Origin of the sequence: Corynebacterium pseudodiphtheriticum DSM 44287 (genome assembly GCF_000688415.1) — a bacterium.
Lineage (GTDB): Bacteria > Actinomycetota > Actinomycetes > Mycobacteriales > Mycobacteriaceae > Corynebacterium > Corynebacterium pseudodiphtheriticum.
The window spans coordinates 22,096-35,997 of record NZ_JIAH01000006.1 but is presented as its reverse complement, the minus strand read 5'-3'; the positions used below and the strand labels follow the sequence as shown (position 1 = coordinate 35,997).

The following is a 13,902-nucleotide window of genomic DNA, read 5'->3' as shown; positions in this document are numbered from 1 at the left end:
TTCATGATGACTCGCCCCAACTCGCGCAGTTAATTCACGAACTAACTGCAACCAGGAAGGAGCAGTTTTGCATATGTGTACACATTCCCCAGAAACTGCGCACGCAAGTCAATCTTGTCCGCAACGCCAGGGCCAACACGGACCAGGCCACTGTCATCATGGCGCGGCAACGGGTGTACGCCTCGTAGCCGTCATTGTCTTGACCACCGTAATTCTGGTTGCGGAGATCGTCGGCGCGTTCTGGTCGGGATCGCTAGCTTTGCTTGCCGACGCTGGACACATGGCCACTGATTCCGTCGGCTTGGTCATGGCAGGTCTCGCAATGTGGTGGGGTCAGCGCAAAGCTACCCAGCTGGCAACCTATGGGTTTGCGCGTGCCGAGGTTATAGCCTCTGCACTCAACGCTTTACTAGTGATGGCTATTGCAGTGTGGATCATGATCGCCGCGCTCCGACGGATTCACTATCCCGCTGAACTTTCTGCCGAAGTCATGATGGTCGTCGCTACAATCGGCCTGCTAGCCAACCTGCTAGCAATGCTATTGCTGCACAAACCATCGCAGAATTCGCTGAATATCAAAGGCGCTTACCTGCACATCATCTCAGATATGCTCAGTTCCGTCGGAGTCATTTTTGCGTCCGGGGTGGTCTGGGCAACTGGTTGGAACGGTGCGGATGTTGCGGTGTCCGTGCTCATCCTGGCACTCTTGTTGCCCCGTTGCTGGCACCTGTTAAAGCAATCTTTCTCGGTACTGATGCAGCATGCCCCGGCCGGATTAGACTATGTGGCAATCCAGCGCGAAATACTTCGCATTCCTGGCGTGCAGCAGGTTTATGACCTACATCTGTGGTCTTTGACTGGATCGGATGCGGTGGCCACGGTGCACGTCGTCGCCACCCGGCAGCACGAGATAGTTCTGCGCCACGTCGAAAACGTTTTGCGCACCAAGTACGGAATTGCACGCACCACCGTGCAAGTCGAGACTGCTTCCCCCACCACGGAGCACTGCTCAGCCGCCCAGCCGACCAAAGCGACCAGCACCGCCGACCGTGCCGCGGCGCACCATCCGCGCACCACCGAGCATCAGGGTTGGCAGCTATGGGATAAAACCGCTGTCTCATGTACCCGAAATTGGCGGGCACCTGTCGTGCGTACGAGCACAAGTCGGTATCATTTAACTTCGTGAGTTCTTTTGCATCGATAACCACCACCCCGGAATGGCAGCATCTCAAAGCTCTGGCCGACGAGCAGGATTTCCATCTTCGCTCGTTGTTCCAGTCGGATCCAGATCGTGCCCGGCGGTGGTCTTTTTCTGCCGGCGAGTTGCATCTCGACCTGTCAAAAAACTGGATCGATGACAACATTCATGACCACTTGTTGGCTCTCGCCGAGCGCGCCGGTCTGCGCGAAGCCCGGGAGAGGTTTTTCTCCGGCGCACACATCAACAACACCGAAGATCGCGCTGTCTTACACACCGCGCTCCGGGCACCTGGGTCTTTTCTCTCACAGGGCACACAAGATTTACTCGTAGACGGCCAGAACATCACCCAGGATGTCCACGCCGAACTGGAAAAAATGGAGCGCTTTGCCACTTCCCTGCGGGACGGCACCCGTACCGGGTTTACGGGCAAACAAATCCGGACCATTGTGAACATCGGCATCGGTGGTTCAGATCTCGGCCCAGCCTTTGCCGCACTAGCACTCCAGGAATACAACACCGCAGGAATTCACGCAGAATATGTTTCCAACGTGGATCCAGCGGACATGAACGACACCTTGGGCGTGGTAGATCCAGAAACCACCTTGTTTATCGTCAGTTCAAAATCGTTCGGTACCCAAGAAACACTGTCTAATGCCACGGCTGCTCGGCGTTGGCTCATCGACAAACTCGGCAGCGCGGATGCGGTGGCGCAGCATTTCGTGGCGGTATCTACCAATGCGGACAAGGTCCGCGAATTCGGTATCGACCCAGACAATATGTTTGTTTTCTGGGATTGGGTCGGTGGCCGTTATTCAGTAACTTCCGCGATCGGGTTATCGCTGATGCTGTGCATTGGGCCGGAAGATTTCCGCCGGTTCCTGGATGGCTTTCATGCCATCGACGACTATTTCTATCGCACAGACTTGAGCGATAACGTCGTCGTGCTCATGGGGTTGTTGGGCGTGTGGTACACGAATTTCCACGGAGCAGCCAGCCACGCAATTTTGCCTTATTCGCAGCACCTGCGCCGCTTCCCCGCTTACTTACAGCAACTGACCATGGAATCTAACGGCAAATCCGTGCGCCGTAACGGCACAGGCGTGGACTATACCACCGGCGAAATCTACTGGGGCCAGGCGGGAACCAACGGCCAGCATGCGTTCTTCCAGTTGCTGCACCAGGGCAAGCATCTCATTCCAGCCGATTTCATTGGCTTCGCCCGCCCGCATAATGATTTAGCAGCTATCGACGGTGAAGGTTCTTTACACGATTTGTTGATGAGTAATTTCTTCGCGCAATCAAAAGTCATGGCTTTTGGTCGGACCGCGCAAGAAGTTGCTGCCGAAGGCGTCGCGGAAGAATTAGTCCCCCATCTGGTGATGCCTGGTAACCGTCCCACTACCACGATTCTGGCGCCAAAATTAACCCCGGAGGTACTGGGCAGCCTGATCGCGTTGTACGAGCACATCACCTTTGTGCAAGGCGTGATATGGGACGTGAACTCCTTCGACCAATGGGGAGTTGAGCTCGGAAAAACCCAGGCGGACGAGCTCTTGCCGGCAGTTTCCGGCACGGAAGAAATCGATTCCGGCGACAGTTCGACGGACCACTTGCTGCATTGGTATCGGAAGCAGCGTCAAAACAACAGCTAATCCAGCAACGGCTGGCACTGTGGGCACCACCAGATTATGCGCTCGAGTTCACCGGTGATTCCACCGTGTTGTTTCTGGTCCGGCCCACCGAGTGAATCTGACACGATGAGGCTGCGGCAGCGTCGGCATGGCCGATTATTGCGCCCGAACACATAGGTTGTCTCCCCGGCGCGTTTAATTCCGGTGGTCACCCGTACCGGTTCGTGCCTATTCGCCCACATGATCCGCCGCGCAATCTCCAAAATTTCGGCAACCCGCTCGTAGCCAAGCTTGCCGACGCGACTTGCTGGGTGAACACCAGCTAGAAAACAAATTTCTGCTCGATACTCATTGCCAATACCAACTAGGTTGGTTTGGTCCAGGAGCGCAGTGCCGATGGGGCGATGCGGTTGTTGCATAATTCGGCGTAGCGCCTCTGCGTTACCAGTCTCTCCGGCCTCCCGACCTTCGTTATACTGCTCCCCTACATCGCTGTCTACATCGCTGTCTTCCCAATCATCACTTAAAATATCTGGCCCTAAATCTGCGATGAATCGTTGATAATCAGCAACCGGCAGCACGCGCACTAAGCCAAGCTGATGCCCCACGATTTCGATGTCGCGCGGTTGATGCGCAAATCGCAGTACGACCCGCGCGGTGTAGCCAGGCTTGCGCCATTTGTCCCCAACCAGGTGCATCGCCCAGCTGCCCTCCATTTTCAGGTGCGTAGCCAGAATATGCTCCTCGAAAAGCATGAATAAGTATTTTCCATAAGGCCAGATTTTTGTGCAGCGTGCACCAGAGAAATCGTGGGTTGCATAGCGCGGGGTGCGCAGAGACGTATGCGTGACTGTCTTGCCCACAAGAAATTGCAGGCGCTGGGAGAGCTGCAAGACGGAATCGCCTTCTGGCATATCGAGGCTACCTCCGTTTCAGAGAATTTTCGGTTTCGCTTGTTCGACCAGGACAACAGCCGCCGCACTACATTGTGCAGCGGCCATTGCAGCAAACTCTGCTTGGATCCTTGCACCAACCAATGAAGCAGACTAGTTTCCCAGCCGGATACCTTTCGGGCTGAGTTTAGCGCCATGTTCTCGCATAGAAATTGCCAGTGCGGACCCCAGGATTGCTGTTCCATTGGCTTTTTCGATAATCAACGGGCGGATCCACTCTTTTTCCAATCCAGACTGTAGTGCAGTCACCAATAATTGTGTCGGATCCTGTTCGATGTCTTCTGGTAAAGCTTCGAAAAACGTCGTCAAGGTTTTTCCGCCTCGGCTCAGATGCGCCAAACATAATCCGTCGACAAGCACAACCAGGGCACCAGCAGCACGGGACGGACACGCACGAGCAGTGCTTCCGGTATCTGCTGTCTCACCGTCCGCACGCGGCCAATCCAAAGCCGCCCCGTAGGGATTCGCCGGATCAGTGGCAGCTATCAGAACTATGCTCGGCTGCGCTGTTCCCGACGGCCACCCGTGTACATCTGGAGCATCATCACAACCACGTAGCCGGTCCACCACTGCGGGCGTCGAAAACTGTGCGGCCCCCAGCCCTTCAATGAAATACCCACGTTGGGCTTTACCTGTGGATTCAAACTCACTCAATACTTTGTATGCCAAGGCGAATCCACCAGGCACATCCTCGGATACAATGCTGCCACGACTGACCACACCATAACGGTCAAGCCAGGCCTCGCCTTGGGCTACCGAGCGTGCCGTGGCGTCGGTGTCGGCAGGTATTGTCAGTGCCCAACGCCCCACCATATCCGGCGGTGTAGCCTGAGCTGACCGGGCGTTCTGCCCGGTGGCGAAACTCGTGCGTCCCAAGCGCAAGCGGGAGCGACGGGGCTGTCGCTTAGCTTTGTGCGCCCTGCCCGCACCACCCGCCAGCCGTGCGCGGAGCGGAGCAAAACTATCCGGGCTGACCATCCCAAGATCAACCAGGCCCCATAGGCCCTCGCGAACTACATCACTAGAATGCAGGCTTAGCTGGTCGACGATTTCCGCAAACAGGTAGCCACCACCATTGTGCAAGACGTCGACAATGGCTTGCTGCACGGCCGACAGATTCGGGTTTTCCCCATCCGCAATTGGCGCGAGCTGCGCCGCATATTCAGCAGGCAGCAACATGATCCAAGGGTCATTGCTCCCAGCTTGCCCCGCTCCCCGGATCAGCACTTCCCCATTACTGGTGAGTTCGTCGAGGTGACGCGGGCTAAAACCGGGTACCCGGGACGGCAGCACCAGATGCTCCCAAGCACTCGCCGGCAACCGTACCCCGGCTAATTGCTCGACTGCTGCGAAAACCCCATCCGCCCCGCGCAGCCCTTGCTCCGTTGCACTGGCGTGGGAAGTACGAGGGCCTGTAGTCCCAACTGTGCCGGACGCAACGCCAGGTATCTCGGTTATCTGATGCCAATCTAATAAGAAGCGAGCAAACGCTGACTGACTCACAGGTTTTTGCGCTTTGCGGGCCGCCGCCAACGAGCGCGAACGGATCTGCTTTAATACTCCCGAAGCGCAATATTCCATTTCATCAATGCCTTGGCGGTAGTGTCCTTCCACTAACTCACCGCTGGCAGCTAATCCTTGTACGATATGCCAGGCACTGGAGATACTTAGGCCGAATGCTTGCGCAGCATCGTGTATTACAAATGGGCCTCGTGCCCGAGACCAGCGTTTTAATAATTGTGCGAGAGCATCATCAATGGTCTCAGTAGGTGCCAGCACGCCGGGTGGTACTGGTATTCCTAGGCCGTCGCGAAGCAACGCTGCATCGTGGGATTGCGCCAGATAGTCCTCGCCCACCATGCGCACCAACATCACACGTGAGCCCAACTCGCTCCGGGCTCTGGCGACAGAGATGTCTGCATATTCAGCAAACCGTGCAACCGGGATGGGTCCGATGCGCCGCAGGGTATCGGCTAATTGTTCTGCTGTCTGCGCTCGGCGATCTGGCGCAGTGTGCTGCAGCGATTCATGCACTGCCGTGATCACGCTCGGATCCAAGAGTTCACGTAGCTCCACGGTTCCCAGTAGCTTTGCCAGTAAGCTTGGGTCCAATGACAGCGCCGCTGCCCGTTTCTCAGCCAGTGGGCTATCGCCTTCATACATGAACGCGCCGGTGTAATTAAACAACAATGACGAAGAAAATGGCGACGGTTGCTCCGTGGTCACTTCCGCAATCCGAATATTACGCTGAGCAATAGCACGGGTGACCTCATTTAATGCCGGAAGATCATAGACATCTTGTAAGCATTCGCGCACGGTTTCCAAAATGATAGGAAAGGACGGATACTTCCGTGCCACGTCCAGCAGTTGTTCTGCCTTTTGCCGCTGCTGCCATAGCGGGGCGCGTTTGCCTGGGTTGTAGCGTGGCAATAACAGCGCACGTGCCGCGCATTCACGAAACCGCGAAGCAAATAGTGCAGAATTACCCACTTGATTGGTCACTATGTCTTCGATCTCATCAGTAGTGAAGATAAACAGTGACGCATCTGGCTGCTGCTCGCCTTCAGGCACTCGCAGCACAATGCCGTCATCACCGGCCACTGCTTGGGCATCCATACCGGTGTTGTCCGCAATGCGCGCACCAACCGCTAATGCCCAGGCAGCGTTGACGCCACGTCCAAAAGGGCTGTGCAAGACGACGCGCCAGTCACCGAGTTCATCACGAAAACGTTCCAAAACCAGGGTTTTTTCATCCGGGATCAGTCCCGTTGCTTCGTATTGCTCATCCAAATAACCCAATACGTTGGCTCGCGCACGCTCATCTAACGGAAGCTCATCCAGCAAAGCCTCTCGTTTTCGGTGAGCTTCGCGTCGAAATTCGCCCAAAGCTAAGCCCAGCTCATAAGGGCGTCCTAGCTGATCTCCGCTCCAAAACGGCAGACGCCCCGTGTGGCCCGGCGCGGGAGTCACGATGACTTGATCACGCGTGATGTCTTCGATGCGCCAGCTGCTCGCGCCTAGAGTGAAAACATCCCCGACGCGGGATTCGTACACCATTTCTTCGTCTAGCTCACCTACCCGGCGCGGGGTGGCTTTGCTGGTCGTGTCGCCGCGAGTGGTGCTAGCTCCAGTGGCTGTGTCTGTCGTACCCGCCAGAAAAACCCCGAACATGCCACGATCCGGGATAGTGCCGCCGCTTGTTACCGCCACTCGTTGCGAACCAGGCCGAGTAGACAAAGTGTTGCGCACCCGGTCAAACACAATGCGCGGTTTCAACTCAGAAAAATCGGTACTAGGGTACAGTCCGCTGGCCAGATCTAGCACCGATTCGAAGACTTCGCGGTCCAAATCACGATACGGCCAGGCGCGACGAATAGTAGTAAACCATTCATCTACGTCCAGATCTTCCACTGCTACCGCAGCGATGGTTTGCTGCACCAACACGTCCAGAGGATTGCGTGGAACATGGATCTTTTCGATCAATCCTGGGGCTACCCGGCCGACGGTGACTGCAGTTTGCAAGAGATCCGCGCGGTGCTTCGGGTAAAAATCTCCTTTTGAAACGGCCCCTACGCTGTGGCCGGCGCGGCCAACTCGTTGCAAGGCGGAGGCCACCGACGGCGGTGATTCTACTTGCACTACCTGTTCGACTGCCCCCATATCGATTCCTAGTTCCAATGAACTGGTCGCGACGACAGCTTTCAACGCACCTTGTTTCAGCAGGGATTCTGTCTGCGCACGTTCATCTTTGGAGACCGAACCATGGTGTGCGCGGGCAATAACCGACGGCGCCGTACCCGCGATATCAGTGTGTTTCATCAACTGTGCGGGGTCCCGGCGCGTCGACGCCGACAATGATTCTGGGGCATGCTCGGCGGCATAAAGTTCGTTGAGCCGAGAGGTCAGTCGCTCTGCGGTTCGCCGGGAATTCACGAACACCAGAGTGGAGTTGCATTCCATGATGGTTTGGTAGAGCTCAGCTTCGATATGCGGCCAGATTGATTTCGCGGTTGGCAACGCCGAATCACTAGCAAACGCGGAATCACTAGCAAAGGTAGGGCTAGCAGCGTCGGTCGCACCACCGCTGCTTAACCCCAATGGATCATCGACCGTCATCTCCCCAATCGTCGAGGCTTGTTCCGGCACCGGTAAATCTGACATGTCATCTACCGGCACGCGCACAGCAAGTTCCCAAGCCTTCTGCGCTGGTGGCGCGACAATTTCCACGGCTCGGTCACCACCCAAAAACTGCGCCACGGATTCAATCGGGCGCACCGTGGCAGACAAACCGATTCGTTGTGGGTCGTCGGCGATGCGCGCCAATCGTTCCAGTGTGAGCGCTAGGTGCACCCCACGTTTACTACCGGCTAGCGCATGGATTTCATCCACTATCACGGTGGTTACGGTCGTTAAAATCCCGGCGGCTTTACTTGTGAGCATGAGATAAGCCGATTCGGGGGTTGTGATCAAAATATCTGGCGGGCGACGCAGTTGCCGCGCGCGTTCTGCTTGCGGAGTATCACCACTGCGCACTCCGATGCTGACCGCTGGGGTATCCATACCAAGACGTTGTGCAACCCGCTCAATGCCGGTCAATGGGGCGTGTAAGTTTCGTTCGACGTCGACGCCCAAGGCTTTCAGCGGCGAAATATACAACACCTTAACCCCGGGTTTGCCTGCGTCGGCAAGAGAGACCTGGCTGTTTCCAACCGGCAGGCTAAGCTGACCATCGCCAGCGATGAGCCCGTTAAGCGCCCAAAAGAACGCCGCCAGGGTTTTACCAGACCCCGTTGGGGCCACAACCAGCGCGTTTTTCCCTGCAGAAACCGCTTGCCAGGCTTGTTGTTGCACGGGCGTGGGCCGAGCAAAGACTTCACGAAACCAGCCTGCCACTGGCGGGCTGAAACGAGATAGGACGTCATCAGGCATGAGGCCCACTCTACGGCTACAGTATGGGGCATGACAGGCGTGTTATCAGATGTTCGACTCACCAACCTTTTGGCCCAAGGTTCCGGGGAAATTCTCAAAGGAATCCGCGGGGTTGGTTTGTTGCGGGATAAGGAGCTCGCACAAGCTGGTGACGAGCTGGCCCAAAACTGGATCGCGCGCGTGCTTGCTCAGCATCGCCCAGACGATGGTTTCTTATCCGAGGAGTCCAAGGATAATCCCACGCGGCTGCAGAAAAAACGGGTGTGGATTGTCGACCCGCTCGATGGCACAAAAGAGTTCGCCACCGGCCGCCAGGACTGGGCCGTGCATATCGCGCTAGTCGAAGACGGAGTGCCGCTGCATGCCGCAGTCGGCCTACCTGACCTAGGTGTGGTGTTCCGTTCGTCTGAGGTGCGCGCGGTATCCGGTCCGTTTTCGCGACGCATTGTGGTTTCGCGTAATCGCCCTCCGGAAATTGCAGACTACGTCGGCAAGCACATGGATTTGCAGACCGTAAGGCTGGGTTCTGCCGGCGCTAAAGCAATGAAAGTCCTGCTAGGCGACGTTGATGCCTATATCCATTCCGGTGGACAATATGAGTGGGACCAGGCCGCACCCGTCGGAGTGGCCCAAGCGGCCGGTTTGCACGTTAGCCGCCTGGACGGTTCGCAGCACCGGTTCAACCGCGCCGATACCTATATCCCGGATTTGTTGATCTGCCGGAAAGAACTTGCCGACGACATGTTGGGCCATATCGCGGATTACAAAGCAGCCAACGGCCGCTATTAATCGTTAACTGTCTATGGCTAGTTGTTCATGCCTGGTTGTTCATGTCTAGCTGTACAAGACTGGTGGTACATGACCGATTGTTAATCGGCAGCGATGGGTACGCGCTAGTAAACTATGGCTCATGACTAAGCCGGCAACTAGCTCCGAAACTGACCCCACGAGTAGCGCCCATCCCCAAGCCGCTAGCAATACGATCTGCACTCCCTACGAGGATTTATTGCGTGATGTCGTAAACAACGGCACCGCTAAGCAGGACCGCACTGGCACCGGGACCACCAGTGTGTTCGGCCGACAGTTGCGGTATAACTTAGCCGAATCCTTCCCACTTTTGACCACTAAAAAAGTCTATTTCCACGCGGTAGTCGGTGAGCTGTTGTGGTTTTTGCGCGGCGATTCCAACGTGGCGTGGTTGCAGGACAACGGTGTGCGCATTTGGAATGAATGGGCCGATGATAACGGTGAATTAGGGCCGGTTTATGGCGTGCAATGGCGTTCGTGGCCAACCCCAGATGGCGGGCATATCGACCAAATCGCCCAAGCCGTCCAAAACCTGCGAAAAAACCCGGATTCACGGCGCATGGTAGTCAGTGCTTGGAACGTCGCCGAGTTGGATGACATGGCATTAATGCCCTGCCATTTATTGTTCCAATTGTACGTCGCGGACGGCAAGCTCTCACTACAGGTTTACCAGCGCAGCGCGGACCTATTTTTAGGTGTGCCTTTCAACATCGCTTCCTACGCTTTACTGACGCATATGCTCGCCCAACAGGCTGGGTTGGAAGTCGGCGAGCTGATCTGGACCGGTGGCGACTGCCATATCTACAACGATCACTTCGATCAGGTCCGTGAGCAACTACGCCGCGAGCCACGCGCTTACCCACAACTGCGTTTGCGCAAAGCTGCCAGCATTTTCGATTATGATTTTTCCGATATCGCGGTCGAGGGCTATGATCCGCACCCGTCGATCAAAGCACAGGTCTCGGTGTAGTGACCATGTTGGGAGCAATTTGGGCGCAATCACTCGACGGGATCATTGGCGACGGCGTGGCGATGCCGTGGCATGTGCCGGAGGATCTCGCGCATTTCAAAGAAATCACCACAGGTGCACCGGTGATCATGGGACGCAAGACATGGCAGTCGCTTCCCCAGCAGTTCCGCCCACTACCTGGGCGGGACAACTACGTATTGTCGTCGGCAAGCCCAGGTAGTTGGTCTGCCGGCGCTGAGGTTATCGGCTCGCTTGCCGACGTCGCGCAGTTACACACTGCATGGATTATGGGCGGTGGCAAAGTCTACGAGGCGACCTTGGGCGATGTCGACCGGTTAGAGATCACCCTGATGGGGGCGAATATTGGTAGCATTTATGGGCAGCGGGCCGTGTATGCTCCCGATGTTCCCGATGATTTCGGTCTGGTAGCAGATAGCGATTGGCAAGTCTCTGCGAATGGACACTTGCAAATTCCGGGGCATGAGCCCAGTGATTTACCGCTCAAGTATCGATTCTTAACCTACGAACGAAAGGCAGCAGCCTAAATGTCTGACGTACAAACCCCAGAAACCTCCCACGACGTGACCATCTTCGCTGCCAGCTGGTGCCCGTTTTGCCGCAAGCTGATCGGTGATTTGGAAGCCAATGGCACCCCATTTGCGGTGATCGATCCAGACTCGGAAGAAGGCCAAGCCAAAAACGCCAACCCATGGATCGAGTCTGTCAACGATGGCAACCGCATCATTCCAACGGTGCTGTTTTCTGATGGTTCCTCGATGACGAACCCACCCGCCAGTGATGTAGCAAAGAAATTGCAAGAACTACAAGGCTAACGCTGTAGTGTCGGTGACAAACTGTTGCTTGCGCCAGCGCCACACCCGCGCGTTCGCCCGAAATTTTCGTGTGCGCTAAGCTAATGGCTGGCCGGAATACCCGGCCAGTGTCGGCCCCAGTAGCTCAGGGGATAGAGCACGGCTCTCCTAAAGCCGGTGTCGGTGGTTCGAATCCACTCTGGGGCACATTCTTCTCTGGGATATTTCGTGTTATCTCGAGACATCATTCCTATGGTGGCTCGAGATTTCTCGTTTTCTCGGGTGCTTAGGCCTTGGTTTTAGGGATTTTATGAGGTCTGTGCAAAGTCTATTGCAGCCCAGACCGGTTCACTGATTCACGCCTTTGCAACGTTTTATTTTTTGAGAGTTTCTACTCCTGAACTCTTAGCTCCCCGAAACGATAACTTAGCGCACCAGCACTCGCGTTTTAACCCCGAAACTGTTGTTACTACTGATATTATTGTGACGATTGTTCATTCCTGATTGGAGGAATCTTGATGAATACCGGTCGCAATTTCAGCCGACGCTCTCTATTCCGCACTACCGGCGCCCTCGCGATAGCTGGCGCTTTTGCCAGCACCAGCGCAACTATCGCTGCCCCACACGCTGCAGCAGCAAACGGCCCTGGCCCGATCTTGGGCCGGGTGCTCGATTACGCTGCCGGCGTACCTTCTGCGCGTGCCATCAAGGACGGCGGCTTCCTCGGTGCCGTACGCTATGTCTCTGAACGCCGACCAGGCGCAGAGTGGATGCTAGGCAAACCCGTCAGCGCCACGGAAACCAACAACCTGGCAGCACTCGGCCTGGAAACCGCCTCGGTTTACCAATTCGGCCGCGCCGCAACTGCAGACTGGAAACAAGGCGCCTTAGGCGCCGCCACCCACGCACCAAAGGCGATCGCTTTACATCGCAGCGCAGGTGGCCCAACCGGCCGTCCTATCTATATTGCAATTGACGACAACCCCACCCGGGGCGAATACGATTCTTTGATTGCCCCCTACCTCCGCGCTTTTGAAGCACTACTGAAGGCTGCCGGATATTCTGCCGGAATCTACGGCAACTACAACGTCATCGACTGGGCTATCAAAGATGGCATTGGCTCCTACTTCTGGATGCATGACTGGGGTTCTGGAGGGAAAATCCACCCGCGCACGACTATCCATCAGCTGCCGCAGAATAAGCAGCAAACCATTGGTGGCGTGGTCTGCGACATTAATAATGTCTACGCCCATGATTGGGGCCAGTGGAAGCCAGGCGTTGCCTCGGGTGCGGGACGGACTCCGCAAAATAACCAAAATCAGCATCTCCCACAAGGCCCACAGCAGAACACACCAGGTCAATTCCCAGCTATTCCAGGTAGCACGACGCCACCGAATGTTGCCGAGCTGCAACGGCTCAGCTCTGACCCTGCAGTACAGCAAGGTGCGCGCACGGTGCAAGAGTTGCTGAAACTCGCACAGGATAACGCGCACCTTGCAAAACAATTCGGGCTCTAAACCGCCGCAAGACGGCTGGATCGACAACAGCCAGGAGCAAACAGCGTTATTTCAGATACGGAATAAACTGTTTCTCAGCGATTTCGGAGAGGTCATCTGCGCTACCGGTGATTGCGGCAGCAGCTACAAAATCTTTACCGAACGAGACCGAGGAATGCAGGCTGCGATCGTCCGACCAGCCCCATTTCGTCCCTTGCACTCCAGGCAACTTGGCGGTACCAAAATCCTGCTCATACCCGTCAGCTGCCACGGGGACCGTACGTTTCATCATCTCTAGAAGTGGATGTTTCGGATCTTCATCTTTGATTTGTGCGATGAAGCTGACTACGTCGTAGGTAGACGTGACAGAAAAACCCCACTTGGTGCCGGCTCGCGTCGAAAACAATCGATAGTCTTCTGCAACTTCGTCGATGGATTCCGGATATTGCGCCCACAGCTTGTCGGCCGCCGCATCACTCGATTCGGTAATCATAGCGTCGACAAGCTTTTTATCTGATTCATCGCCATTTTCTAGGACATATTCCGCTATAAACAATTTCACCAAGGATAAGGCCGGGCGCGCCATGCGATCGCTGGTGCTGCCAAGCTTGGAATTATCAGAAAATCGATACAACGTGAACTGGCTACCCTGTTGATTTTCCACGAAATCAATTTTCTTCGGACGCAAGATATTGCTGTCCTCAGTTAGTTCAGAACGATTAGCCTTCTTCGACCCCCCGGAAGCTGGCTCCGCTTTTTCTTCACCTGACCCAAAACTTGCGGAATCGTTGCCCCTGGTTTTAGCAACGTCATGCCCACTTCGATCGGCGGAAGCTCGGGCATCAGATAATTCTCCGTTCGGGCTAACCGACAGATGCGAAGCACTCATTCCGCTATGGGAGCCAACGAACGCCACAGCGACGATCACCGCCACTGCCGATGTTAAGAGGCCCCAACTCAAAACCTTAATCCCGAGCAGTCCAGAACCAGACTGAACGGCTGAAACCTGCGGCGTCGATGAGGTGGAACCTGCGTTTCCGAAATCTTTTGAGCGCGTCACAAATACATATCCTACAAAAGCAAAATCCCTTAACGTTAACCTA

The 13,902-nt window shown here is 55.8% G+C and carries 10 protein-coding genes and 1 tRNA gene; 8 read left to right on the top strand and 3 right to left on the bottom strand.

The genetic code is table 11. The features are described 5' to 3' along the window. Positions 1-73 precede the first annotated feature (73 nt). A complete protein-coding gene (locus tag O146_RS10930; protein ID WP_051619231.1) occupies positions 74-1,186 on the top strand; it encodes a cation diffusion facilitator family transporter in 1,113 nt (370 codons plus the stop codon). Beyond that, positions 1,183-2,853 carry a glucose-6-phosphate isomerase gene (gene pgi, locus O146_RS0103185; protein ID WP_027017635.1) on the top strand — a complete coding sequence of 557 codons (1,671 nt, stop codon included), beginning with the start codon at positions 1,183-1,185 and terminating at the stop codon, positions 2,851-2,853. Before O146_RS10930 ends, pgi begins: the two co-directional genes overlap by 4 nt. Here pgi and O146_RS0103180 read toward each other — a convergent pair. Further along, positions 2,850-3,746 carry a DNA-formamidopyrimidine glycosylase family protein gene (locus O146_RS0103180; RefSeq protein ID WP_027017634.1) on the bottom strand — a complete coding sequence of 299 codons (897 nt, stop codon included), beginning with the start codon at positions 3,744-3,746 and terminating at the stop codon, positions 2,850-2,852. The genes pgi and O146_RS0103180 overlap by 4 nt on opposite strands. 132 nt (positions 3,747-3,878) lie before the next feature. After that, positions 3,879-8,714: an Lhr family helicase gene (locus O146_RS10925; protein WP_051619230.1), complete on the bottom strand. Its 4,836-nt coding sequence runs from the start codon at positions 8,712-8,714 to the stop codon at positions 3,879-3,881. 30 nt (positions 8,715-8,744) lie between these two features. Between O146_RS10925 and O146_RS0103170 the strand changes: the two genes are divergently transcribed. From O146_RS0103170 to O146_RS0103145, 6 genes are all read left to right on the top strand, one after another. After that, positions 8,745-9,503 carry a 3'(2'),5'-bisphosphate nucleotidase CysQ gene (locus O146_RS0103170; RefSeq protein WP_027017633.1) on the top strand — a complete coding sequence of 253 codons (759 nt, stop codon included), beginning with the start codon at positions 8,745-8,747 and terminating at the stop codon, positions 9,501-9,503. Positions 9,504-9,624: 121 nt separating this feature from the next. After that, the gene (locus O146_RS0103165) at positions 9,625-10,491 is read left to right on the top strand and encodes a thymidylate synthase (protein ID WP_081820551.1); all 867 of its coding nucleotides are present in this window, start codon (positions 9,625-9,627) and stop codon (positions 10,489-10,491) included. A 5-nt stretch (positions 10,492-10,496) separates the two neighbouring features. Continuing rightward, positions 10,497-11,036: a dihydrofolate reductase gene (locus O146_RS0103160; RefSeq protein WP_024272651.1), complete on the top strand. Its 540-nt coding sequence runs from the start codon at positions 10,497-10,499 to the stop codon at positions 11,034-11,036. Next, positions 11,037-11,324 carry a glutaredoxin domain-containing protein gene (locus O146_RS0103155; protein ID WP_027017631.1) on the top strand — a complete coding sequence of 96 codons (288 nt, stop codon included), beginning with the start codon at positions 11,037-11,039 and terminating at the stop codon, positions 11,322-11,324. A gap of 113 nt (positions 11,325-11,437) precedes the next feature. Continuing rightward, a tRNA-Arg gene (locus O146_RS0103150) sits at positions 11,438-11,510 on the top strand. A 311-nt stretch (positions 11,511-11,821) separates the two neighbouring features. Beyond that, positions 11,822-12,820 (top strand): DUF1906 domain-containing protein, encoded by a 999-nt coding sequence (locus tag O146_RS0103145; RefSeq protein ID WP_021352176.1) that lies wholly within the window; start codon positions 11,822-11,824, stop codon positions 12,818-12,820. 46 nt (positions 12,821-12,866) lie between these two features. On the opposite strand, the gene O146_RS0103140 is transcribed toward O146_RS0103145, so the two are convergent. Beyond that, positions 12,867-13,859 carry a hypothetical protein gene (locus O146_RS0103140; RefSeq protein WP_231892370.1) on the bottom strand — a complete coding sequence of 331 codons (993 nt, stop codon included), beginning with the start codon at positions 13,857-13,859 and terminating at the stop codon, positions 12,867-12,869. Positions 13,860-13,902 lie beyond the last annotated feature (43 nt).

Coding starts and splice junctions, on each gene's coding strand:
- O146_RS10930 (WP_051619231.1), top strand. CDS start 74: ATGTGTACACATTCCCCAGAAACTGCGCACGCAAGTCAATCTTGTCCG.
- O146_RS0103180 (WP_027017634.1), bottom strand. CDS start 3,746: ATGCCAGAAGGCGATTCCGTCTTGCAGCTCTCCCAGCGCCTGCAATTT.
- O146_RS10925 (WP_051619230.1), bottom strand. CDS start 8,714: ATGCCTGATGACGTCCTATCTCGTTTCAGCCCGCCAGTGGCAGGCTGG.
- O146_RS0103170 (WP_027017633.1), top strand. CDS start 8,745: ATGACAGGCGTGTTATCAGATGTTCGACTCACCAACCTTTTGGCCCAA.
- O146_RS0103165 (WP_081820551.1), top strand. CDS start 9,625: ATGACTAAGCCGGCAACTAGCTCCGAAACTGACCCCACGAGTAGCGCC.
- O146_RS0103160 (WP_024272651.1), top strand. CDS start 10,497: ATGTTGGGAGCAATTTGGGCGCAATCACTCGACGGGATCATTGGCGAC.
- O146_RS0103155 (WP_027017631.1), top strand. CDS start 11,037: ATGTCTGACGTACAAACCCCAGAAACCTCCCACGACGTGACCATCTTC.
- O146_RS0103145 (WP_021352176.1), top strand. CDS start 11,822: ATGAATACCGGTCGCAATTTCAGCCGACGCTCTCTATTCCGCACTACC.